The following is a 24,749-nucleotide window of genomic DNA, read 5'->3' as shown; positions in this document are numbered from 1 at the left end:
TAAAATATAAGTTTTTCTCCCAAAGCTGTAAAGATGCTTTAAAGGTCGATAAAACTTATATGTTTATCCTTCGCTGTTTTTATAGTTTAATACCCCCTGTCGGATTTTCTGACAGAAGTGTTGAAATACACGTATTCTAACTATATCTCTTTTTTATATGTAAATTATTCTATAATCTCTTTACCATTTTGGTCGAAGTAAATACATTTATAAGTAACTCCATCTTTATTGTGTGTGATTGGAACAACATCTGATACAACAACCATAGCAGGCTTACTACTATCAAAAGGTGTAATAAATGTACGTTCATTAATGCTCATAGCTACTTTTGAAATACGTTTATCCTCTGATATTGAAATATAAGCTTTCTCACTATGTTCAAGTCCATTGCTTGTGTCATAAGAAACAACAAAATCACTTGCTCTTAGTCCTGTATCTGAAATACCTTGTGCTGCACTATCTGTCATTACAAAATCACCTTGCTTGTTCTTTTCATATACTGCATATCCGTGACCTGTATCAGATTTGAATCCTACTATCTTAGAATCCTCTATCCCTATAGTATCTACAATAGATATATTTTCTTTGCCTATTGAATCCATCAAATCACTTGATGTTATATTATTCAATACTTCCTCATCTGTATTACCAATTATTTCACTATTTCGGCCCCTCATTATTATAGTGCATGTTAATATTAATATAGCTACTATAATTATAACTTTTATTAAAGTGCAAGTTTTTTTATTATGCTTAGTTCCCATTTTTAGAACCCCCAATCTTCGATTTTCCGTAACTAAAACTTTCATCCCTAGTCCCAGCTATAGTTAGTATAAGTAGAATTCTAATTAATCCCTTACATTAGATAAATTATGAACTATCTTATATTGTAAATGTTCTTTAATTTATTTCCTATAAGAATTTAATAATCTATTAAAATACTTATATAATATTTCATACAACGCAGCTGAACATTAGAAAAGTTATTATTTGCTGTTTTTACGATTTAATACCCCTGTCGGATTTTCCGACACAGGGTATAAATCTTTATTATTTAGTAATCCAGTTGCATTTTTAATTGTTTGAATGGCTTCAAATCTACATTATGTTGTTTCATCAATTTCTACATTATGTTTTTTACTGAGTTTACTTATTTTTAATGTATACCATATTAGCAAAATAGGCTTCAATTTCTATATTAAGCTTATTTGCTTGATATCTATAACTTGAATAACTTTTATATGGCAACTTACATATACTAACTAAATCTTTCCATAAGTATAGTTCGATATTATAATAATTACTAAATAAATCAAACTTTTCTTTTTGGTTAGATTTATCTAATATATTATAATCAATTCCTTTGATTTCGATATATTTATCATCTTTTATCAAGTAAAAGTCAGGAGTATATCTTTTACCGTTACTTAATTTAAAGCATGTTGCCTCATATTCAAAATCAATATTATTTATAATTAAATAATTTGCATAAACAACTTCATAACTAGATCTACAGTATACTTTCTCATTACATTTTATAAAATACCATCTATCTTTATTTGAGCTATTTGCTGATTGTCGTTTACTTCGAAGTTCTCTTCCATAGCACCCGCAAGAAACTGTCTTTCCTTGCCTCATCTTTGTATAGCATTTTAATGATATGCTTCCACAATCACAACTACAAACCATTAAGTATTTTCCTCTGTCTTTATTTAAAACTATATCTACAATTTGTAATTTCCCATACTTCTCACCTATTTTTTAGAAGCTTCTTTATAGTTATTCATCCTATAGTTTTCCATATTTTTATAGCATCCACAACTTCTAGTATCGCCATTGTTTAAATACTTAGCTTTAACAATTATGCTTCTCCCACAGTCACACTTGCATAAGTATCTTCTTCGTCTATCTTTTGAGTTTTTAGCTCTTTCTAATACAACTAATTTACCAAATCTCAAATTTACTAAATCTTCATATCTTGGTTTAGTAGTTAAGTTATTTTCTTTCAAATAGCTAATTATTGTATTTTTACCTACTCCTAATTCTTTCCCTATTTGTATTTGAGTATATCCTTCATCTATTAATCTAACTACTTTGTTAAAATCTATTTGAAGTTTTTTTCTTAGCATTTGATTCACCTCTCCTTGATAGTGACTTCACTATTATGGTGTGTATATATCATAGTGTTATAAGTGGTAATTTTTTGGTTATAATACATTTTGAGGTGATTTTGTGATTAATAAGGAAATTAATATGAGAACTACACTTACAATTCCTAAAAGTTTAAAATCTAAGCTAGAGCTTCTTGCAAAAAACGAAAATAGAAGTGTAAATAATCTTATAGTAACTGTTTTGTACAAATACGTTAATGAAGAATTAGTTTTAATAAATAAAAAAAAACACACTCATCAATAGTGTATTTTAGGGATAAAGATATAAATTTTTTACATTTGTATGTACTTTAACTGTTTATAGAACTTATACCTTTATCCTCCCTGTTTTATATTGATATATAGTTTTTAATTTATTAATACTTCATCTTATCAGGTATTACTCCTCTTACTCCACCTTTTGGACAATTAGTATCTCCAAAATATCTTGGAATTAGGTGTACATGAACATGCATTACAGTCTGTCCTGAAACTTCCCCACAATTAACCCCTACATTATATCCATCTGGTGAATACTTTTCATCTAGCAACTTCTTTCCTTCATCCACAAGTTTAAAAATAGCTTCTCTTTCCTTGTTAGTTATATCAAAGAAATCTTTCACATGTCTTTTAGGAATGAATAACATATGGCCTTTATTTACCGGAAACTTGTCAAATATAGCATAAGCCACATCATTTTCTAAAACATAATCTTTCATATCACAAAATATACAACTCATACTTTGCTCCTTTCTACTTTAATCAAAACTCAAACTTTATATAATCTTTACTTTTCAAATTTATCTTTATAAAACTTTTTCAATCTATAATCTATACAATCTTTAAACTCCTTAATAAAGATATCATTATCTAAAAACTCTAACATACGATTATCTAAACAAAACATATCTTCTTCCATATAAAAATATTCACTACTAGTTTTTAAAAAGGCATCTATAGGATTTTTCTTTGCATTATTTATAAACTTATCAGTGTATATAGCTTTTTCATCTTTTATATCTTTATCTTTCATAATAAAATATTTATTAGTTCCTGATTTATAAAAACTAATAAAAGATTCATTTAAATCACTATCACTAACTTTAGCTTTAACATTTCCATTATTATAGAAAGCTAATAATATAGGTATTTTATAAAACTTTTGCATCCCTGTAGTTGCTACCATATTTAAAAACTCGCCTGGAAATGAGTCTTTTAAAACTTGTTCATCATCAGTTATTTCATCTATCTCTTGTAAATACCCTAAGTAGTCTTTAAATATATCATTCTTGCCTTTTATATTTATGTATATCTCATCTTCAGCATAAGTAAATATATCTAACCTAGATGGTCTATGTCCTACATATGCCTTAATTCTAAAATACTCTTCAGTTATCTTGTCTTTTACCTTTTGATTTTCTTTTCTCATTCTTTCAAAAATATCCACAAGCCTAAAATCAAAATCTATAAAACAATCTTCAGGGAAATCTTCCTCCGAAGGCATATTTCTATTTGATGATGCATTTACTTTGTTTTCACCTATTAGAAGATATGGTACTAAATTAGCCTTTTTATAGTTACCTATAAAATCTAATACATTTAAATACTTTTTATTTTTATCTTTTCTAAGTCCTCTTCCTAATTGTTGTAAAAATATAGTTGGTGACTCTGTAGGTCTTAAAAACATAACCATGTCTATGCTTTTAACATCTAACCCTTCATTAAACATATCAACTGAAAATATAACTTTTAATTCTTCATCTCTTAGCTTATTTAAAGCTATATTTCTATCCTCGTTATATTCTCCTTCACTTCCACTATATACTGCACATGAAGGTATCCCTTGTTCATTAAAATATTTAGCCATAAATTCTGCATGAGATTTGCTTGTACAGAACCCTAACGCCCTAAATGATTTATATTTTTTATAATGATTAAATATTAAATCAGCTCTTTTATTTATACTCAGAGCTTCTTGTAATTCCTTTGTGCTGTATTTTCCATTCTTATACTCTACTTCATCATAATTTACACTTTCATCATATATTCCATAGTATCTAAAAGGGACTAGCCAACCTTTATCAATTGCAGTTTTTAAAGTAGCTTCATAAACTGTGTTATAGTCGCATACACTGAAAACATCTTTATTATCTAACCTCTCTGGAGTTGCCGTAAGACCTAACATAAACTTAGGTTCAAAATAATTAATTATATTTTGATAGTTATTTGATACTGCATGGTGAAACTCATCTACAACTATATAGTCAAAATAGTCCCTAGCAAAATAGTTTCCATTTAAATAACATTCTTTACCTAAACTTTGTACAGATGCGAAGATAATATCTTTATTAGTATCTCTTTGAGAGTTCATAAAAAAGCCCATATTAAACTCTTCTTCACATCTTTTATAATCTTTAATCTCTATATTCTCAGCTATATTTAACTGTGTTTCTTTTTTGTTTTGTAGATAATCATAACTTTCTATGTTGTTATCAACTACCACTATATTTTTATCTATTCGCTTATCTATTCTTATAGTTTTGAATGTTTCATAAGCTTGTTTTAATATTTCTTCTCTATGTGCGATAAATAATACTCTATTAAACTCTCTACTATCAAAAGCTGCTAAATATGTCTTTCCTATACCTGTAGCTGCTACTACTAACCCCTTATCATTTCCAGCTTCTCTAGTTTTTCTAAGCTCATACAAAGCTTCTATCTGTGCACCTCTTGGCTCAAATATACTCACTACATTATTTTCTTCTTTTACATCCTTTTTAAACTCATCTACACCCATATTAGAATATACCTTAGGTCTTTTCCATGTCTTTGAGTAAGTCTCTAACTCTTGGTCATTTACTATAATTGATTCATTGTAAAATAAATCTTCAAACATATCTTTAAAATATTTATAGTCATCTATATTTTTATGTTTATCTATACGATAATTCCATTCTATACCTTCAGTTAACGCTGATTTTGATAAATTTGAAGACCCTATAAATATTTCTCCTCCATCTTCATATTCAAATATATAAGCTTTTGGGTGGAAGCTCCTTTTTGTATCATTATAAAATCTTAAATCTACATTATCACCTAGTATATCTTTTATAAGGTATAGTGCAGATGGTTGAGTTATATTCAAATAATTTCCTGTTAAACTTCTTATTGGTATATTTTTATTTGATATTTCTTCTAAGTCTTTTCTTAATAACTTGACCCCGCTTTCCATAAGAAAAGATACTATAATATCTATACTTTTAGCTTTATAAAAACTTTGCTTTATATGTTTATATAAATGGTCATTATTTCCTGTTATACAATTTAAGTTCATATACTCCCCTTTCATAAATATATATTATTACATATTTTTACTTTTATATTTTATCATGTTTTGACAAAGGTTATATGAACTTCTATAATTTAAATTGTAATTTTAAATTTGGAGGTAATTATGAAAGTTTACGATAAATTAGTTAGAGATAGAATTCCTGAAATTATTGAATCTAGTGGGAATAAATGTGAAATTGAAGTTGTTAGTGATGAGATTGCACTAGAGTATCTTTATAAGAAGCTTAACGAGGAAGTTAGTGAACTTTTAGAAGATAAAAACCTTGATGAAATAGCTGACGTTATGGAAGTTTTATTTGCTATTGGATCTAAATATGGTTATAGCGAAGAGGATGTCTTGAATAGAAGAAATGAGAAAAAAGATGCTAGGGGTGGTTTTAAAGATAATTTGATTTTGAATAAAACGTGGTAATAATTATGTCTAAAAATATATAAGTTTTAAAGTCTTTAAATCACACTATTTTATGCTTGATTATTCAGCTAAATAAAGAGGGATGGATAGTATATTTTATCCACATTTCAAGCATCTTTCTAGCTTGTGTGGAAAATATACTATCCATCCCTCTTCCCATACTATACAAAACAAAAAACTAATCAGAAAAGTATCTTAACAAAAACCGCAGCAAACGGTATAGCAATAATAGTTCTTTCTATAAACAATATAATCAACTGCTTTAAGCTAACTGGTATTCCAGTAGACTTAATAACAACAATAGACTCAGCAAAAAATATAACCTGAACAGTAGAAACCATAACAACAAAAGCTCTAGCTGCTTCACTTATAACATTAGCTTGATCTGCAATTATTAACGTAGGAATAAACATCTCGGTTATACCTACAGGCATACAAGCTGCAATAGCATTAGCATCAGGAACTTGACAAATTTTCAAAATAGGTAAAAATAAATATCCAAGCCATTCAAAAACAGGTGTATGTTTAGCTATAATCATACTTAAAATTCCTATAGCACAAAGTAACGAAATAACCTTAGGTAAAACCTTAAATCCATCTACCAAGCTATCCTTAATGCTCTTAAACAAACTCTCCGAATAATAAGCTCTTTTAGTAGCTCTATCGATACCTTTTTTAATCATACCTTTGCCATACTTAGGTTCATTTTTTATATCTTCAAGACTTTGTTCTCTTCCATTTATATAAACACTTTCCATTTTATTAATAGGAGGTATCCTAACAACGAAAAACGCTACTATAAAAGCTAATAAAAATGAAGTGAAATACACAGGTAAAAAATATTGTTCAATAGATGCTGTTTTCATTACAACAAAAGCATATCCCACACTAACAGCACTAAAAGATGTAGCTATTATAGTTGATTCTTTTTTTGTATAAGTTGTATTTTTAAATAACCTACTAGTTATTATTATAGACATGGATGTTGACCCTACAAATGAAGCTGTTGCATCAACCGCACTCTTTCCAGGAACTTTAAATAAAGGTCTCATTAAAGGCTCTAGCAATACTCCAAAGAAATCTATACTTCCATAGTTAAGTAAAAATGGAACAAAGAAAGCTCCGACAGGTATAATCCAAGCAACTCCTATTACAATGTCTGGAATAACAACTCCACCTATATCATTTCCCACTATTATTTGTGGTAAATTCATATTAGGTATTGTAATTTGCAAACAGTACATAACAATAAATATAGCTGCCATTAAATATAAAATAGGATGTATTTTTGAATCACTTTTATAATATTCATATAATTTATTCCCAGGCCTAGCTATATACTTTCCATATAAACTACAGATCGCATTTCCTGTAATTAAAATTGCTACATACCAAAATCCTGGTACTCCTAAAAATTTAACTATAGCATTATAAATAATTCCAAATAATATATTATGTTTTCCATTTTGTTCTATAGGTATAAAAAATATCATTATAGCAATAGCTGAAAATATAAGAAACTTAATGATTCCGATTTTTCTTTCATCTTTAGTAAGCTTTATCGAATCTATAAAACCCGAATCATTTAAATTATCAGGAGTAATACTTGAATTGTGTAAATCTTTACTCATAACTAACCTCCCTTAATCTTATTGCTACTATGTATATGGAATATATCTCGTCCTCGTGAATATTATTATAATTATTCTTCTTGCTCCTCTTCAACTAAACAAATATGGAGGAATAATATGTTTTCGCTACATTTCAAGCATCTTTTCAGCTTGTGTAGCAAAGCATACTATTCCTCCATATTAACTTTACCCTACTCTTTAATTAACTTTTGTTCTACTAAAAAATCTTTTGCTACAGTATTTGGATCCATATGTAGCTCATCTACCTTATAATTAAGCTCCATCATAATTTCATCAGTTAAAACCTCTCCTAAATCTTTTAAAACAGGCTCAATTTCAGGATACTTCTCTAATACATCACTCTTAACTACAGGAGTTACATAATATGGTGGGAAAAATTGTTTATCATCTTTAAGTATTTTTAAATCAAACTTTTTAATTAACCCATCTGTAGTAAATGCATCTATTACATCTACATCTCCATTTTTTAAAGCAACATATCTAGGTGAACTATCTAATGCAACTTCATCTTTTAAATCAAAGTTGTACTCTTTTTTTAACCCTAAAAGTCCATCATCTCTATTTAAAAATTCAAATGTAGTTCCTGACTTAAAATCCTTCGAAACCTTAGCAAAATCACTTATTGTTTCTAAATTATATTTATTAGCCGTTTCTTTAGTCACAGCTAATGCATAAGTATTGTTAAATTTCATTGGACTTAATACTTGTAAATCATGTTTTTCTTTCAAGTCACTTTTAACGGTATTATAAACTTTATCCATATTGTTTATAGGAGGGTTTTTAAGTATATCTGAATATGCAGTCCCCATATACTCTAGATACATATCAACCTCACCTGTGTTTAAAGCTGAAAAAATAACTTGTGTACCTCCAAGATCAGTTTTCTTTTTAACTGATATGTCTGTATTTTCTTCTATCATATATGCTGCTAAATTTGTTAAAATTGATTGTTCTGTAAAATCTTTTCCACCAATTGTTATAGACTTATCTTTTTTTACACCACCTGTTATTGATGATGCAATTAAAGCTACTATCACAACAGCAGCACTTATTCCTATAATAGTTTTTGTATGTTTTTTACTTTTAGTATTTGTATTTTTTTGCATATTCTTAGGTGTAACTAATTTTTCTATAGTTGCAACAATAAAATCCACAACCAAAGCAAGTAAACATGCTGGAATTGCACCTGCTAATATTTGACTATTATTAACAGTTCTTATTCCTGAAAATACAAGGTATCCTAATCCTCCAGCTCCAATAAATGCAGCCATAGTCATTAATCCTACAGCCGTTACAGCTGATATCCTAACCCCTGCCATAATAACAGGTAACGCTAATGGAATTTGAACTTTTACTAAAATTTGAAATTTTGTTAATCCAATTCCTTTAGCTGCTTCTACAGTATTTGGATTTATACTTTCTAACCCTGTATATGTGTTTTTAATTATAGGCAATAAAGAATACATTATAACCGTTACTATTGCCGGTAATTTTCCTATTCCTAAAAAAGGAATTAAAAATCCAAGTAAGGCCATACTAGGAATAGCTTGAACGATATTCGCTACACTTAAAATTGGCTTACTCAACTTCTTTTTATAACTTATTAAAATCCCTAATGGTATCGCAATTAAAATAGCAATACATACAGATATTATAGTTAAGTTTATATGTTCAATTAATAGTGTTATTATCTGTTCTTTATTTTGAATAAAGTAGTTTATTAAATTCATGCTATTCCTCCTCTACTTCTAAATATTGCTGACTTAATGTAGTAACTAAACTACTTTTTGTAACTAATCCCTGAACAAGTTTGTTTTTATTGATAACCGGGATAGCTGAAATTTTATATTTATTTGTAATATTTAATGCATCTAAAATAGTGTCATTTGGCATAAGTGTTGGAGTTTCATTCTTGACAATATCTCCAATTCTCTGAGATTTATTTTCAATATTTCTTATAAATTTAGCTTTTACAACTCCTATAAACTCTTTCGTTGTAGAGTCAGTAACTATAAGACTATCAACTTTATTTCTTCTCATTTTCTCAATACATTTTAAAATTGGTAGTTCTGAACCACACACAATTGGGTTTTCAATCATGATATCTGAAATTTTTATAAATTCAGGAGATGACCATATACGATTTTTACCTATGAAGTCTGATACAAAGTTATTTATTGGATTTTTTAAAATATTTTCAGGCGTATCATACTGCATTACTTTTCCATCTTTCATTATACATATCATATCTGCAATTCTTATTGCCTCGTCCATATCATGAGTTACAAATATAATTGTTTTTTTAAATTTTGACTGTAATTCAACAAGCTCATCTTGTAAGTCTACCCTTGTAATTGGGTCTAGTGCTGAGAAAGGTTCATCCATTAATATTATTTCTGGATCTGTTGCAAATGCTCTTGCTACACCTATCCTTTGTTGCTGTCCTCCACTTAGCTCAGCAGGATATCTATCTAGATATTTTTCAGGATCAAGCCCTACCATATTCATTAATCTATAAGTACTCTCTTCAATCTTTAAATTATCTACTTTTTCAATCCTAGATATAATTTCAATATTTTCTCTCACAGTCATATGAGGAAATAATCCAGTTTGCTGAATTACATATCCTATATTTCTTCTAAGTTTAATAGGGTCTATCTTTGAAATATCTCTATCATCTATATAAATTTTCCCATAGCTTGGTTTTATCAATCTATTAATCATTTTTAGTAATGTAGTTTTTCCACATCCACTCTCCCCGATGATAGCTACAAGGTTTCCTTTTTCTATCTCGAATGAAACATCCGATAAAACATAATTACCATTAAACTTTTTTACTATATTCTCAAATCTGAGCATACTATACCTCCCATCTTGTCTACATACAACTTATATTTAATATGAAGTTGTTTCTTTGCATAAGTTAATAATAACACTTAAATTAGCTTCTTGTCAAATTTTACTATGCAAAACTTCCTTTCCCTTTCCATAAATAAAGAGGGAGTACTATTGTGTTTTAGCTACATTTCAAGCTTCTTTCTAGCTTGTGTAGCAAAATACAATAGTACTCCCTCTTACCCTTATTATCTTTCCGGAGTAACTAAAATTTTAACATGTTTTTTCTTTTCAGGCCCAGTTAACGTACCAAACCCTTCTTCAACAATATCATCTAAATGAATCTTCTTAGTTATATAACCTTCAGCTTTAATTCTTCCATCATTCATTTGGGCCATAGTTGCTGGAAACTCATGTCTATAAGCTAGAGTTCCTACAATTTTCTTTTCAGTAAACACCAAATCATTAGGATTAAAGTTTATAGTATTTTCCCAAATACTAGTTATAACCATAGTTCCTTCAAACTTCAAACTTTTAATTCCTATATCAAACCCTATTTGTGCTCCAGTAGTTTCAAATACCGTATCTACCCCCAATCCATCAGTAAGCTTTTTGACTTCTTCTGCTATATCAACTTCATTAGGATCTAAAACAAAATCTGCTCCAGCTCTTTTAGCATACTCTTGTCTAATAGATTTTCTTTGAAGAACAACTACTAACTTAGCTCCTGCTGCTTTTAAACATTCTATTGTTGCTAACCCTATTGGCCCTGATCCTAATACTAATGCACTATCCCCTATTTTAAAATTAGATATTCTAATTGAATGTAGTGCAACAGCCATAGGCTCAACTAATGCTGCTTGTTCATAATCCATTCCATCTGGTATTTTATGAATGAATTCTTCTGGAAAAACTGTATACTCAGCAAGTCCCCCTCCACTTCCACAAAGTCCATGGAAACCTAACGATGAACATAAATTATACTTACCTTCTAAACAAGCTTCACATTTACCACATGCTACAATAGGCTCAACTATAACTCTATCTCCAACTTTAAATTTAGTTACATCTTCTCCTATTTCTACAACTTCCCCTGAAAACTCATGACCTAAAACTACAGGTGCAATTCCTTTACTTACAGGATGAGGTTGTCCTACTGGAATAAATATAGGTCCTCCTAAGTATTCATGTAAGTCTGATCCACATATTCCACACCATTTAACTTTAATTTTCACATTATTTTTTGTAGCTTTTGGCTCTTCAATATCTTCTACCCTAACATCTCTTTTTCCATACCATAGTGCTGCTTTCATTCCCAAATCCTCCCTAAGTTTCATTATATAAAGTGTTAATTTATTCACACTTTATATAGCAACACCTATGCCAAAATATAAGTTATATATTTTATTTATTATAATCCTGTTGAAACCTAGTATTTTCAAGGAATTATGTTGTTTTTTTATATTTGTATAAATTCCTAATTTATAAGTTTATGTAAAATAAAAATAGCAAGTGTATCATTTCAATACATTTGCTATCCCATTTGATACATTATATATTTTCTGTTCCATTTTGATACATTATATTATATTTGTTAATTTTTCTATATAGTGTAGATCTTCCTATATTTAATAACTTAGATACCATAACCATGTTTCCGTTACACTTTTTCATAGCTTCTTTTATAGCTTTTTTCTCCAAACATTCTAAAGGTACTATTTCTTTTTCTTCGTTTTCTTCATCTTTAAACATGTTTATATTATCTAATCTACTTATACTTATTAAGTTATTTTCACTTAAATAATAATCTCTTTCTATTATATTTCTAAGCTCTCTTATATTTCCTGGCCAATTATATTTTTTAGTTCTTTTATATATAAAGAACTAACCTCTACATTATTACTTTTGTTCTTATAATTTAATTTTTCTAAAAAGTGGTTAACTAGCACATCTATATCATCTATTCTTTCTCTTAAAGGAATAGTATTTATGTTCATTACACTTAATCTATAATATAGATCTTCTCTAAAGTTCTTTATAGCTACTTCATTTTTTAGTATCCTATTTGTTGCGCCAATAATTCTTACATCAAGTTGTTTTTCATATGTACCTCCAACTCTAATCACTTTTCCATTATCTAAAACCCTAAGTAGTTTACTTTGTGTGTCTAGTGGTAACTCCCCTATTTCATCTAAAAATATTGTTCCTCCATCAGCTAATTCAAACTTTCCAGGATGACCTTCCTTTGATGCTCCAGTAAATGCTCCTTTTTCATATCCAAATAGTTCACTTTCAACTAACTCTCTAGGTATAGATGCACAGTTTATAGCAACAAAAGGTCCATTTTTTCTTTCACTAAAATTATGTATTGATTGGGCAACTAATTCTTTTCCTGTTCCACTTTCCCCTTCTATCAATATGTTACAATCTGTTTTTGATATCTTCTTTGCAAAAGAAATCATAGATTTCATTTTTTCATTTGCAGTTATTATATCCTCAAACTTGTATTGAGCTTTGTATCCCACTACTTTGTTTACTAATTTATGAACTTTTTTTACTTCATTGAAAGTTATTACAAAACCAGTATTGTTTCCATGTGTATTTAATGTAGTTATATTTACTACACACTTTATTCTATTAGAATTAATATAAAAATCACATTCTATATTAGTTACCTTTTTATATTCATTTAAAATCTCATAAAAATCTATATCTTTTAGTATGTTTTCAATATTTACCTTTATTAAATTATCTAATGATGTATTTAATATTTTTAAAGCTCTTCCATTTACTTTTTTTATACTTAAATCTTGATTAAGCACAATCATACCTTCTGATATAGAGTCAAAAGTAATATTTAATAATTTATATGAAAGAGTTAAAGCTAGTTGGTTTTGAATTGACTTAGATGCAGCTGTTACAATTCCTAAAGTATGCGAATGTGCATCATAATAATTTCCAGACATATTTATACACCCTATTAAGTTGTTATCCTCATCATAAATTGGAGATGCAGAACAAGTCCACGAGTGTTGATTTTTACCATAATGCTCTGCTCCTATCGTTTGTATAGGCTTATTAAGATATATAGCTGTTCCTATTGCATTTGTCCCAACTATATTCTCAGTCCATAGCTCTCCCTTTAAAAAGTTTAGCTCATTGGCCCTATCCATTATATCCTTATCACCAATAACTTCTATAATATATCCATCTTTATCAGCTAACATAATTGCAAACCCTGAGCCTGAAACCATACTATATATACCTTCCATAATAGGCTTAGATACAGAAATAAGCTCACTATTTTTTCTATTAAATATTTAATATTATCATGTTTTACACTTCCACAACCACTATTGTAATCAACTCCATAAGACTTACATCTTATCCAAGAATTTCTTATATCTTTTCTAACACTTAAATCAACTTCCCCTGTATTAATAAATCTCTTCCACGCATTTTCAATAAAGCTTATATAATCTCCCATATGCATAACTCCAATACCTGTATATTTACTAATCTATATCTATTTTATTTCAAATACCAACCTTATACAATCACCTTCTCAAATTAAGATAGAGGTATATTATATTTTAGCCACATTTCAAGCATCTTTTCAGCTTGTGTAGCAAAATATAATATCCATTCCTCGCCCTTACATATAGAAGGAGCCTTATATGTTGCAGGCACATTTCAAGCATTTTCCCAGCTTGTGTGCCAAAACATATAAGGCTCCTTCTCTTCTAATTAAATTAAAAACTCTTTTAACTTGTTAAATTCAGCTATATATTTTGCCTCTACTAACTTAACTATATTACGAGCTGTCGTTTCATCATACATATGAGATGTTCTATTTCTATCTAACATCATCTCTATCCATATATCACCATCCGTTATTAATTTATGCTTAAAAGCACATCTTATAGTACTTCTTGGTGCTAAAGCTTCATCTAATATCCCTTGATCTTCTAAATATAATTTCATTACCTTCCATGCTTGTTCAAAAGTAAATTCAAATCTTTGTATAATTCCATCTATTATTATGTCATCATTTAAATCCTTTTCAAGCGCTTCTTCTAGCCTTTTTAAAGCTTTGAAAAATCTTGTTTTCTCTCATCTAACTTCTTACCCATTATATATTTCAATTCCTTCCTTTAATATATTATCTATAAGTTCCACTTTATTTAATTCATTAAAATTAAGTATATCAAAACTTAAAGGTGTGTTTAATTCATCTATATCCATACTTACTTTTGCTAATATCAAATGATTTACATTTTTACCAAATAAACATATATCTACATCTGAATTAACTCTATGATCATTCCTTGCTCTTGATCCAAATAATAATACCTTTTCTATTTCTGGGTACTTAGAAAATATATTTTTCAACTCAAGTTTTAATTTTTCACTTATCATTTATCACCATACCATCTATTAATATAACTTTATTATAATTCTTCAACTACAAAGTGTCTATATATAAAAGATAGAGTACTATTGTGTTTTAACTACATTTCAAGCATCTTTCCAGCTTGTGTATCAAAACTTCCTTGCCCTTTTTCACCCCAACATAAAGAGGGATGGATATTATATTTTAGCCACATTTCAAGCATCTTTCCAGCTTGTGTGGCACAATATAATATCCATCCCTCTCATTCTACTATCTATGCTATAGACTTTTCTTTTACATTAGTTTCTTCATCTTCAACAAGACTATTTAACTTCTTATCAAATATAAATAGTAATGCAGCTGCAACGAATAATATAACAGGTATAACAGTATATACAGTTATCATATCGAATTTTAAAGTAAAGTCATATAAATATCCGTAACTCTTTCCAGCAACGAAAGTTGCGAAAGTCCAAACTCCCATTAAAACTGCTAACACTCTTTTAGGAGCATACTTACTTACAAATGAGTTTCCAAGTGGTGAGAAGAACATCTCTCCCATACTTAATAAAACACCAAATGCAACTATCCAAAGTATACTAGCCTTAGCTGTCTCAGGAGCACCTATTCCTCTTGCAAACTCTGCTCCAACTAGCATAAAGAATGATAATCCTAAGAATATAAATCCTAATCCAGTTTTCTTAAATAAACTTATATCCCCTTGAGGTCTCTTTGAAAGCTTTAACCATAAAGCTGCAAATATTGGACCTAATACTATACAAGTTAATGCATTTAATGAGTCAAACCAAGCTAAAGGTACTTCAAATCCTCCAACATTCATATCAACAAATGCTGCACCATAATCATAAACTGCAAGGTAAGTTAAATACCAGAATAACCAGAATAATACAGAGAAAGCAGAAACTAAAACTATAGCCCATATTCTCTTTTTATCTGTACGAGTTAAAGGTGTATTATCCTTAGCCTCAGTTTTCTCAGCAACAACACCTTCTTTGAAAGGTCTCTTTCCTGCATCTCCTAAGAATCTCCATCCAAATATAAACCATAATCCACCTACAACACATAAAATTGCTGCAAGGAAGAAACATTGAGAGAATCCTAAAACTCCATTTTTAACAAATGTTTGAGCATATAAAACTCCAACTGCTGTAGTTCCTACGAAAGAACCTATATTAACAAATGAATATTGAACAGAGAAAGCTGAATCTAACTCTTCTTGGTTCTTAAACAATTGTCCATTTACAGCTGAAACATTCCCTTTGAAAAACGCTGTCCCAATTGCTACCAAAATAACCATTAAACCTACCATAGATGATGATGTGGCTATTGATCCTACGTAATAACCTGCCCCCATAATAAACATACCTAAAGGTATTGTATATCTAGCACCTATCCATCTATCAGATATATATCCACCAATTATAGGTGAAAGATAAGTAAATGCTACAAGGTTTGCTTGCATCATAGCTGCTTGACCTTTTTCTATACCTAAACCACCCTTAACTACTGCTGTAATTAAGAATATATAGATCAGGTATTTTGAAGCATAGTACGCTGCTCTTTCAAATGCAAATGTAGTTGCACAAATATAAAATCCCATTGGAAATTTATTTTTTTTCTTCACTGCTGTTGTACTCATAATTTCAATCGTCCTTTCTTAAGTATAATATAATTTCAAAATACATTGATGATAACTTAAGATAATTACGTATGTTATTGTTTTCCTGGCCCCTTCATTCAAGGTTAACGTTTTCATTTTTAATTAAATATTAATTATAATGTCTGATGTCATACCTAATGCCCTTTACAAAACCCCTCGTAGTTATCTTGTGACTAAATGTTATCATATTCGACAAGTTTGTACAATACCTTAAATTATAAATTAATTATAAATTTTCTTTATTGTTTATAATTTTCAAATATCTTAGAATTTTATTGTTAATTTTTTCATAAAGAAACCAGGTAGACAAAACTACCTGGCCTAATTTAAATTTAATTTTTTCAATTTCCAACAATTTAAAATATCAAATTTCCTCGGAAATATGATATTTTAAAAGCAAGTATATCTATTTCTTCCATTTGTTTTGGATTTATACAATCTTTCATCCGCATCTATTATAATTTGTTCTACGTCTTCTTTAGATGCTATTTTCCCACATTTAATTCCAATGCTAAGAGTAACTCTGTCGCTTGCTTCTGAAAATCCATGTTTTATATTTTCTTTATATAATCTATCTCTTAAAATACTTATTGATAGCAAGCTTTCCTTTAAATTACCCTCTGAAACAATAGCAAACTCTTCTCCTCCATATCTAAATACATAATCTTCATTAAATGTGCTTTCAAGTATTTTAGATACCTTTATTAATACTTCATCACCTCTTAAGTGTCCATAATTATCATTAAAAGCTTTGAAATAGTCTACATCTATCATTATAAATGTAATATGTTTTTGCTCCTTTGAAAGCTTTTCTAAAACATTATAAAAGTGTCTTTTGTTATACACATTAGTTAAAGGATCTTTTATTGAAATTTCTTCTAACTCTTTATTTAGCTTGTTTATCTTACTATTTTTTATAGCTACTATAAGTGCAAGTATAGATATCAATGCTAATAAAATTATAGAAAACAATAGTTTAAGATTCTGAGATTTTTGACTTTCTTTATATATTTTTTCTTGCAACTCAAAAAATATAGTATCTGTAGACTCTATATTTTTTGATTTATTTTCATATTCATGTAGAGTTTTATTGTACTTTATAATATTTTCATAATCATTGTTTTCTTCAGTAAGTTTAATTATATCTTTTAATACAGTTATATATATATCTGATTTTATACCTCTTTTTTTAATTTCATTTAATAATCCATTATAATTTTCTAAGGTTTGAGAATAAGAAACGTTTGAATCACTTTTGTAATTACTTCCTATCTCTAATTTTTTTAAATATAAATCCGAGTTAGGGTATGCACTTAAAGAGTTTTCATTATACAATTTATTAGCCTTATCTAAATATTCCTTAGATGTTTTTAGATTATTTTGTTCTAATTTAACATTTGAATAAATCATATAAAGCCATATTAATTCCTTATTTTTTTCACTATCTTCTAGATTATTTGCAATTAATTCATATTTACTTTTTAATTTTTCTGCCTTTTCATTTTCACCTATTTTGAAATATGACTCCATTAAGTAACCTATGACTGATAAATTTTTAGCATTCATTTTATATTTATCATCCTTAAGAATTGATTCATATACATATGCTGCCTTTTTATAATCTCCTTGTACATAATAGTTTTCACCCAAATTTACAATTGCTTTATACATATTTTTATAATCTTTATTTTGATAAGAAATTTTCCAACTTTCCATAACACAAGTTAGTGATGCATTAAATTGTCCATTAGATCTATATAAAGAAGCTAAAAAGTTATATTCTTCTATTTTAGTTTTATCAGTTATTTCTAAATCTATGGCTTTTTCCATTAACTCTATACTCTTACACACATTACCTTTATATCTTAAATTTCTTTTTGCTAGCGAAAAATAAAAATTCGATAATTCATTACTTAAATTTTCTTTTAATGCAATAGATTCAGCTTTTTCGAAGTATTTTTTAAAGTTACTATCATCATTTCTGTTAATAGCATTCATTGCTAAGTTTCTATATATTTTAAAATCTATTTCATTATGTTTAGTTTCAATGTATTTCATAGCTTTTAATAAATATTGGTTAGATTGCTTATAGTTTTTTTTCAATGACTCTATTTTGCCTAGAGCATAATAATCTATTTTTATTATTTTTAATTTTGAAAAAATTTTGATTAATTTATTGTTTAATTCATTTTTATTTTATCTTCATATATTTTTATATCTTGCTTAGATAAATCTCCTACCATTTTTCATTTTCAGTATTTATTAATTTAATAGTATAGATATTATCATATATTCCGTCTATAGCTGCCCCTCCCAAAGATATAAATGCTATAATTAATACAAATATAAATATTTTTTTCATATTGTTTCTCAAAATCTTTTCTCTCCTCAAGTTTCCCGTGTTTAAACTATATTAATATTACCCTAAATTTATATTATCAAACAATCCTCAAAAATCAGTATAAAATTTTGTTACTTGACTTTTTTATTATAAAGTGACTACGCTTATAGTAAATATGATTTTGTAGGAGGTTTTTTAATGATTGGTACTGAAATTGGAATAAGAGCTATTCTAGGGTTTTTGTTTATAGGTTATGGGCTTATAGTTTCTGGAATAGAGAAGTGTAAAGGACTTCCTTTCTTTTATTCTAAAGACCAGATAAATGGATCTATAAATGGTTTTATATGTTTATCTGTAGGAGTACTATTATTATGGACTAATCTAAAACAAGGTATAACTTCTGCTATTATCGCTATTGTTCTATATGCTATAGTAAAGTTTGTAGTAGGTAAAGTCGTTGAAAACAAAATAAAAAAGGAAGAAAAAATAATAAAAATATATAAAATCCATCTAATAAATTACAATTAATAAGGGTTCGTTATTATATATAAAATACTATAAAGCTTTTCAGCTTGTATTTCAATATATAATAACGAACCCTTTTATAATAATTTCATTTATACATCTAGATACTCCAATATACAAATCCTATTTATAACTATTGCACTTAAACTATTTTTTTCTTTCTTTTTTGATTTAAAAATCCCATTAATGTCATAATTGATAATACAAGCATAAAACATATAGATAATAATTTTTTCATAATCATGTCCCCCATACTTTTTTTGTCATTTTATAAACATTGCGTTTTATAATTCAAATATAACATTTTTGTATATATATATCAATCTATTTTCGGAACCTTCCAAATTTTCACACCAATCATCGTATTTAATATTCAATTTTTTCTCTCCACTCATATAATAAATTAACCACTATTAAAAGTAAATAGATATATAAAAGGAGTATTAATATGATTTAGCTACATTTCAAGCATCTTTTCAGCTTGTGTAGCAAATCATATCAACACTCCTTTATCCCTATAAACCTATTAACATATTCATAAGTTTATTGTTTCTACTTATAAACTCATCTAATTCTTTAGCGTCTAATTCTTTATTTGCAAGTAATGCAACATCTACAATTTGATTACATATTAATTCTATTTGATCCTTTTTGCTTTCATCGTCTTTTAAAGATACTAACTTTTTAATTATAGGGCTATTGTCATTTATAACTAAAGTTTTTTCTTCTTCAAAACTCATTCCAAGATCCATTCCTGCAAATTGAGATTTCATTTCAGCCATTCTTCTAGATTGTTCAGATACTAATATTATAGCTGTAGTGTCCTCGCTCTTTAAGCTTTCTACAGAATACTCTTTTACTTTATCTTTAACATATTCTTTGAATAAGTTTTCTATTTCTGTTTTATTTTCTTTGTTTTCATCTTCATTTTGTCTTTTAATACATCTGATAAATCTGCATCTATTCTATTAAATGTAACTCCTTGATTTTTAAATTCTATAAAAGATATAAAGTGATTATCTATGCTAGAGTCTAGTATAACTGCATCTAAATCATAATCTTTAAATAACTTAATATATTGTGATTGCTGTTCTTCATCACTTACATAGAATACTTTATTTTCATGTTTTCCCTTACATTTTTCTAAATAATCATTAAGTGTAATATAATTTGAATTTATATCTTTAAATAATAAAATATCTTTTATCTTATCATAGAATCCTTCGTCTTTTAAGCATCCAAATTTAATAAATACTTGTATATCATCCCAGAATTTTTCAAAGTTGTCTCTTTCATTTTTATAAAGTGATTTTAGTTTATCTGCAACTTTTTTAATTATATGCTTAGATATTTTACTTACATCTTTATCATTTTGTAAGAAACTTCTAGATACATTTAATGGTAAATCCGGACAATCTATTACACCTTTTAGTAATAATAAGAACTCTGGTATAACCTCTTTTATGTTATCTGCAACGAAAACTTGGTTATTATATAATTTAACTTTACCTTCTATAAGTTCAAATTCATTTTTTAATTTAGGGAAATATAATATTCCTTTTAAATTAAATGGATAGTCTACGTTTAGATGTATCCAGAATAATGGCTCATCAAATGTATTAAATACTTTTCTGTAAAACTCTTTATATTCATCATCTGTGCAATCTTTTGGAGATTTTAACCATAAAGGATAAGTATCATTTAACGGTTTTATTTCATTTTCACTATTCTCATCTTTTTCTTTAGAGCTATCTCTAACATCTAAGTAAATATTTACAGGTAAGAATGAACAGTATTTGTCTATTATGCTTCTTACTGTATATTCTTCTAAAAACTCTTTGCTATCATCAGCTAAAAATAAAGTTATAGTAGTACCTCTTGAATTTCTATCTTCACTTGCTGAAAGTTCATATTCTGTTTGACCTTCACTTATCCATTTTACAGCTTGAGCTCCTTCTTTGTATGATAAAGTATCTATTTGAACTTTGCTAGCTACCATAAAAGCTGAATAAAAACCTAATCCAAAGTGTCCAATAATATCATTTTCTTCACTCATTTTATCTTTATATTTGTTTACAAAGTCTTCAGCTCCTGAAAATGCAACTTGATTTATATATTTTTCAACTTCTTCTTCAGTCATCCCGATTCCATTATCTTTAAATATAAGAGTTGAACTGTCTTTATCTATTATTACATTAATTTTATAATCTTGTTCTTGTTTATTTTCTACTTCCCTAGTGATACTAATTTTTTATATTTATTTATAGCATCACAACCATTACTTATAAGCTCTCTTACAAATATATCCTTGTCAGAATATAACCACTTTTTTATTATAGGAAATATGTTTTCTGTATGTATTGATATGTTTCCTTTTTTATTTTCCATTTTATCTCCTCCTTAAATTTATGTTTATTAAATAAAATTGGGATAAAGTAAATCCCCCTACATTTATTATTTTACCATCTTTGTTAGCACTGTCAATATCAGAGTGCTAATTTTTTTAAAATAGATTACAAATCAAAAAAATGTTGTTAAAATGATACTATAAACAAAATTAAAGAGGTGATGAATGTGGAGTTTGAAAACAAGGATGACATTAGAAATACAATAATACTAGAAGCATCTAAACTTTTTATTCAACAGGGGTATACAAAAACAACAATAAGACAAATAGCACAAGTCTGCAATTTAGGGAGAGGACATTTATACTATTATTTTAAGAAAAAAGAAGATATTGTTTTATATCTTTATAAAAACTTAATTGAAAAAATTTATTTTCATACAAAGAGATCAAGTAGTGAGTCTATAGATCCTCTACTTAGTTATGCAATAACCCAGTATATATATATAAAGACTATAGCAACCAATCAATCTTTATTTAGAGTATACATAGAAGCATCTGAAATAGACTCAGTAAGAAAAGAATATCTTAAAACTCTAGGTGAAATATTAAAGTCCAATTTAAGAGAATTAAATTTTGATTTTAAGGAAAAAGATATAAGCCTAAGCATTGTAATTGGTTCAGCTGGAGAAGATGAACTTTTACGTAGATTTTATAAAAATGATATTAACTTAACACTAGATGAAATTATTGAAAGTACAATAAAAACTAGACTGTTACTATTAAATATAGGACAAGAAAAAGTAATTCAAATTATTTTAGATACTAAGGAAGTAACAAATAACATAGAAATTAATGAAATAATAAAAAACATAAATATACTTGACATATAGGTTGTACTACTCATACAATCTATTTTGTAAACAAATTTGGGCATGCCTAAATATTTTAGAGGGGGGTAAACTTTAGATGAGGGGATTGTCAAAACAAATAGCTAAAAGAAATAAGTTGATTTTATTAATAGCTATACTATTATTAGTTCCATCGGCAATTGGCTTTTTAAACACAGACATAAACTATGATATCTTAAGTTATTTACCAGATAATTTATCGACAACTCAAGCAGAAAGAATACTTAAAGATGAGTTTGATTGCGGATCTTTGGCTATGTTAATAGTTGAAAACATGGAAGATAAAGATGTATCTAAACTCAAAGAAAAGTTAACTAAAGTTGAAGGTGTAAAAGATGTTTTATGGGTTGATGATGCTGTAGATTTATCAGTCCCTAGAGAACTTCTTCCAAAAGATGTAACTGACTTATTATATACTGAAAATTCAACGCTTATGGTTATTAAGTTAGAAGAAGGTTCTGCAGCTCTTAAAACATTAAATGCTGTGGAAGAAATAAGAAAAGTTACAGGAAAGCAAGCATTTTTAAGTGGTATGGCAAGTATCATAAAAGACACTAAAGACATTTCAGATAAAGAAACTCCACTATATGTAATAGTCGCTGTAGTACTTACATTGATAGTTTTAAGTTTTACAATGGATTCATATGTTACTCCATTTATATTTTTACTTAGTATAGGATTTGCGATAATCTATAACTTTGGTAGTAACATAATATTTGGTGAAATTTCTTATTTAACTAAAGCTCTAAGTGCTGTATTACAACTTGGAGTTACCATGGACTACTCCATATTCTTGCTTCATAGATATGATGAAGAAAGGTCAAAATACGATAGTCATATAGATGCAATGGCCATAGCTATTGCAAATACAACAACAGCAGTATTTGGTAGTTCATTAACTACAGTAGCAGGGTTTTTAGCTCTTTGTGCAATGGATTTGGCTCTTGGAATGGATATGGGCTTAGTTATGGCAAAAGGAGTTTTACTAGGAGTTTTATGTACAGTTACTATACTACCTTCTCTTATACTACTATTTGACAAGCAAATTCATAAATACAAACACAAACCAATTTTACCTACATTTAAAAAATCATCACAAATAGTTGTTAAACATTACAAATTATTAGTAGTTCTATTTTTATTGATGTTTATACCATCTTTAATAGGTTCATCAAATGCAAAAGTTTATTATAACCTAGACGAATCTTTACCTGATGATTTACCATCTATAGTTTCTACAAATAAATTAAAAGATGACTACAAAATGAATAGTACAAATATAATTCTAGTTAAGGATTCACTTGATTCTTATAAAGTTGAGCAAATGATTAAAGAAATTGAGAATTTAGATGGAATAAATTCAGTTGTTGCACTTGAAAAGATAATAGGGCCTGCAATAGTTGAAGATATACTTCCAAGTGATTTAATAAGCTCTGTTAAATCTGGAGGATACGAACAACTTATAGTAAATTCTGAATATAGAGCTGCAACAGATGAAGCTGGAATTCAAATAGATAAGCTAAATAATATAGTTCATAAATACGACAGAGATGGTTTAGTTGGAGGAGAAGCACCTTTAACTGATGACCTTATAAAAATTGCTGACACAGATTTTAAAAAAGTAAGTTTAGTATCTATAATAGCTATATTTGTAATTATAGCCATAGTGTTTAAATCACTTTCTTTACCTATTTTATTAGTTTTAGCAATTGAATCAGCTATATTCATAAATCTTGGAATACCTTACTATACAGGTACTGTGGAACCTTTTATAGCATCAATAGTAATAGGTACTATTCAACTTGGTGCAACTGTTGACTATGCTATACTTTTAACTTCTAGGTTTAAAGAAGAGTTAGCTGTAAATGATAATAAGTTTGAAGCTATGACAGCTTCAATACAAAGCAGTGCAAGATCAATTGTAACAAGCGCTTTATCATTCTTCTCAGCTACAATAGGTGTTGGACTTATTTCTAAACTTGAAATGATAAGTGCATTATGTTCACTTATGGCAAGAGGAGCTATCATAAGTATGTTTATAATCATTTTTATGCTTCCTGCAATTTTATTAGTTTGCCACAAATTTATAATAAAAACTAGTAAAGGGTTCGTGACTCCACAACCTAAAAATTTAAACAAGGGGGATATATAAGG

General features: G+C 27.8%; 21 protein-coding genes and 2 pseudogenes. 5 read left to right on the top strand and 18 right to left on the bottom strand.

The features are described 5' to 3' along the window. Positions 1-164: 164 nt before the first annotated feature. From LEQ07_RS05175 to LEQ07_RS05165, 3 genes are all read right to left on the bottom strand, one after another. A complete protein-coding gene (locus LEQ07_RS05175) occupies positions 165-764 on the bottom strand; it encodes a hypothetical protein (protein WP_263329770.1) in 600 nt (199 codons plus the stop codon). Positions 765-1,146: 382 nt separating this feature from the next. Then, entirely contained in the window at positions 1,147-1,689 is a 543-nt protein-coding gene (locus LEQ07_RS05170; protein ID WP_263329769.1) for a hypothetical protein, read from the bottom strand. Positions 1,690-1,754: 65 nt separating this feature from the next. Further along, on the bottom strand, positions 1,755-2,129 hold the full coding sequence (locus LEQ07_RS05165) for a hypothetical protein (RefSeq protein ID WP_263329768.1): 375 nt from the start codon (positions 2,127-2,129) through the stop codon (positions 1,755-1,757). A gap of 103 nt (positions 2,130-2,232) precedes the next feature. On the opposite strand from LEQ07_RS05165, the gene LEQ07_RS05160 reads away from it, so the two are divergent. Beyond that, a complete protein-coding gene (locus tag LEQ07_RS05160; RefSeq protein WP_263329767.1) occupies positions 2,233-2,415 on the top strand; it encodes a DNA-binding protein in 183 nt (60 codons plus the stop codon). 112 nt (positions 2,416-2,527) lie between these two features. On the opposite strand, the gene LEQ07_RS05155 is transcribed toward LEQ07_RS05160, so the two are convergent. Beyond that, entirely contained in the window at positions 2,528-2,890 is a 363-nt protein-coding gene (locus LEQ07_RS05155; RefSeq protein WP_263329766.1) for an HIT family protein, read from the bottom strand. Between the two features lie 47 nt (positions 2,891-2,937). Further along, on the bottom strand, positions 2,938-5,484 hold the full coding sequence (locus LEQ07_RS05150; RefSeq protein WP_263329765.1) for a DEAD/DEAH box helicase family protein: 2,547 nt from the start codon (positions 5,482-5,484) through the stop codon (positions 2,938-2,940). A 120-nt stretch (positions 5,485-5,604) separates the two neighbouring features. Here LEQ07_RS05150 and LEQ07_RS05145 point away from each other — a divergent pair, with 120 nt between their 5' ends. Next, entirely contained in the window at positions 5,605-5,913 is a 309-nt protein-coding gene (locus LEQ07_RS05145; RefSeq protein WP_263329764.1) for a nucleoside triphosphate pyrophosphohydrolase, read from the top strand. 182 nt (positions 5,914-6,095) lie between these two features. Here the strand turns inward: LEQ07_RS05145 and LEQ07_RS05140 are convergent, their stop codons facing one another. The 12 genes and pseudogenes from LEQ07_RS05140 to LEQ07_RS05095 all read right to left on the bottom strand — a co-directional run bounded on the left by LEQ07_RS05140 (position 6,096) and on the right by LEQ07_RS05095 (position 18,848). Then, entirely contained in the window at positions 6,096-7,544 is a 1,449-nt protein-coding gene (locus LEQ07_RS05140) for a YjiH family protein (RefSeq protein WP_263329763.1), read from the bottom strand. 191 nt (positions 7,545-7,735) lie between these two features. Further along, entirely contained in the window at positions 7,736-9,295 is a 1,560-nt protein-coding gene (locus LEQ07_RS05135) for an ABC transporter permease/substrate-binding protein (RefSeq protein WP_263329762.1), read from the bottom strand. A 1-nt stretch (position 9,296) separates the two neighbouring features. Continuing rightward, positions 9,297-10,424, bottom strand: coding sequence for an ABC transporter ATP-binding protein (locus LEQ07_RS05130; protein WP_263329761.1), 1,128 nt, complete (start codon positions 10,422-10,424; stop codon positions 9,297-9,299). Positions 10,425-10,648: 224 nt separating this feature from the next. Next, the gene (locus LEQ07_RS05125) at positions 10,649-11,713 is read right to left on the bottom strand and encodes a 2,3-butanediol dehydrogenase (protein WP_263329760.1); all 1,065 of its coding nucleotides are present in this window, start codon (positions 11,711-11,713) and stop codon (positions 10,649-10,651) included. A 238-nt stretch (positions 11,714-11,951) separates the two neighbouring features. After that, complete coding sequence (locus tag LEQ07_RS20820; protein WP_332842934.1) at positions 11,952-12,152, bottom strand: helix-turn-helix domain-containing protein; 201 nt, start codon at positions 12,150-12,152, stop codon at positions 11,952-11,954. Between the two features lie 83 nt (positions 12,153-12,235). Continuing rightward, complete coding sequence (locus LEQ07_RS05120) at positions 12,236-13,654, bottom strand: sigma-54-dependent Fis family transcriptional regulator (protein ID WP_332842933.1); 1,419 nt, start codon at positions 13,652-13,654, stop codon at positions 12,236-12,238. Beyond that, positions 13,621-13,887, bottom strand: a complete 267-nt coding sequence (locus tag LEQ07_RS20815; RefSeq protein ID WP_332842932.1) for a hypothetical protein — start codon at positions 13,885-13,887, stop codon at positions 13,621-13,623. Before LEQ07_RS20815 ends, LEQ07_RS05120 begins: the two co-directional genes overlap by 34 nt. A gap of 260 nt (positions 13,888-14,147) precedes the next feature. Continuing rightward, positions 14,148-14,492, bottom strand: a pseudogene (locus tag LEQ07_RS05115) (nucleotidyltransferase substrate binding protein); the annotation flags it as partial. 33 nt (positions 14,493-14,525) lie between these two features. Then, entirely contained in the window at positions 14,526-14,819 is a 294-nt protein-coding gene (locus LEQ07_RS05110; protein WP_021429368.1) for a nucleotidyltransferase domain-containing protein, read from the bottom strand. Positions 14,820-15,067: 248 nt separating this feature from the next. Further along, positions 15,068-16,453, bottom strand: a complete 1,386-nt coding sequence (locus tag LEQ07_RS05105) for a peptide MFS transporter (protein WP_084822225.1) — start codon at positions 16,451-16,453, stop codon at positions 15,068-15,070. A gap of 411 nt (positions 16,454-16,864) precedes the next feature. Further along, positions 16,865-18,577: a tetratricopeptide repeat-containing diguanylate cyclase gene (locus LEQ07_RS05100; protein ID WP_263329759.1), complete on the bottom strand. Its 1,713-nt coding sequence runs from the start codon at positions 18,575-18,577 to the stop codon at positions 16,865-16,867. A 133-nt stretch (positions 18,578-18,710) separates the two neighbouring features. Continuing rightward, positions 18,711-18,848: a hypothetical protein gene (locus tag LEQ07_RS05095; protein WP_263329758.1), complete on the bottom strand. Its 138-nt coding sequence runs from the start codon at positions 18,846-18,848 to the stop codon at positions 18,711-18,713. Positions 18,849-19,013: 165 nt separating this feature from the next. Here LEQ07_RS05095 and LEQ07_RS05090 point away from each other — a divergent pair, with 165 nt between their 5' ends. Further along, a complete protein-coding gene (locus tag LEQ07_RS05090) occupies positions 19,014-19,343 on the top strand; it encodes a hypothetical protein (RefSeq protein ID WP_263329757.1) in 330 nt (109 codons plus the stop codon). A gap of 512 nt (positions 19,344-19,855) precedes the next feature. On the opposite strand, the pseudogene htpG reads toward LEQ07_RS05090, so the two are convergent. Beyond that, positions 19,856-21,728, bottom strand: a pseudogene (htpG, locus tag LEQ07_RS05085) (molecular chaperone HtpG). 186 nt (positions 21,729-21,914) lie between these two features. Here htpG and LEQ07_RS05080 point away from each other — a divergent pair. Next, positions 21,915-22,577, top strand: a complete 663-nt coding sequence (locus LEQ07_RS05080; protein WP_052952090.1) for a TetR/AcrR family transcriptional regulator — start codon at positions 21,915-21,917, stop codon at positions 22,575-22,577. 76 nt (positions 22,578-22,653) lie between these two features. Next, positions 22,654-24,747, top strand: coding sequence for an efflux RND transporter permease subunit (locus LEQ07_RS05075; protein WP_046823935.1), 2,094 nt, complete (start codon positions 22,654-22,656; stop codon positions 24,745-24,747). Positions 24,748-24,749 lie beyond the last annotated feature (2 nt).

It is taken from the genome of Paraclostridium sp. AKS73 (assembly GCF_025671395.1).
In the GTDB taxonomy this organism is placed as follows: domain Bacteria; phylum Bacillota; class Clostridia; order Peptostreptococcales; family Peptostreptococcaceae; genus Paraclostridium; species Paraclostridium benzoelyticum.
This window is presented reverse-complemented; position numbering and strand designations above follow the sequence as displayed.

Coding starts and splice junctions, on each gene's coding strand:
- LEQ07_RS05105 (WP_084822225.1), bottom strand. CDS start 16,453: ATGAGTACAACAGCAGTGAAGAAAAAAAATAAATTTCCAATGGGATTT.
- LEQ07_RS05140 (WP_263329763.1), bottom strand. CDS start 7,544: ATGAGTAAAGATTTACACAATTCAAGTATTACTCCTGATAATTTAAAT.
- LEQ07_RS20820 (WP_332842934.1), bottom strand. CDS start 12,152: ATGTTTAAAGATGAAGAAAACGAAGAAAAAGAAATAGTACCTTTAGAA.
- LEQ07_RS05125 (WP_263329760.1), bottom strand. CDS start 11,713: ATGAAAGCAGCACTATGGTATGGAAAAAGAGATGTTAGGGTAGAAGAT.
- LEQ07_RS05145 (WP_263329764.1), top strand. CDS start 5,605: ATGAAAGTTTACGATAAATTAGTTAGAGATAGAATTCCTGAAATTATT.
- LEQ07_RS05135 (WP_263329762.1), bottom strand. CDS start 9,295: ATGAATTTAATAAACTACTTTATTCAAAATAAAGAACAGATAATAACA.
- LEQ07_RS05075 (WP_046823935.1), top strand. CDS start 22,654: ATGAGGGGATTGTCAAAACAAATAGCTAAAAGAAATAAGTTGATTTTA.
- LEQ07_RS05130 (WP_263329761.1), bottom strand. CDS start 10,424: ATGCTCAGATTTGAGAATATAGTAAAAAAGTTTAATGGTAATTATGTT.
- LEQ07_RS05120 (WP_332842933.1), bottom strand. CDS start 13,654: ATGGTTTCAGGCTCAGGGTTTGCAATTATGTTAGCTGATAAAGATGGA.
- LEQ07_RS05150 (WP_263329765.1), bottom strand. CDS start 5,484: ATGAACTTAAATTGTATAACAGGAAATAATGACCATTTATATAAACAT.
- LEQ07_RS05165 (WP_263329768.1), bottom strand. CDS start 2,129: ATGCTAAGAAAAAAACTTCAAATAGATTTTAACAAAGTAGTTAGATTA.
- LEQ07_RS20815 (WP_332842932.1), bottom strand. CDS start 13,887: ATGGGAGATTATATAAGCTTTATTGAAAATGCGTGGAAGAGATTTATT.
- LEQ07_RS05170 (WP_263329769.1), bottom strand. CDS start 1,689: ATGGTTTGTAGTTGTGATTGTGGAAGCATATCATTAAAATGCTATACA.
- LEQ07_RS05090 (WP_263329757.1), top strand. CDS start 19,014: ATGATTGGTACTGAAATTGGAATAAGAGCTATTCTAGGGTTTTTGTTT.
- LEQ07_RS05155 (WP_263329766.1), bottom strand. CDS start 2,890: ATGAGTTGTATATTTTGTGATATGAAAGATTATGTTTTAGAAAATGAT.
- LEQ07_RS05175 (WP_263329770.1), bottom strand. CDS start 764: ATGGGAACTAAGCATAATAAAAAAACTTGCACTTTAATAAAAGTTATA.
- LEQ07_RS05110 (WP_021429368.1), bottom strand. CDS start 14,819: ATGATAAGTGAAAAATTAAAACTTGAGTTGAAAAATATATTTTCTAAG.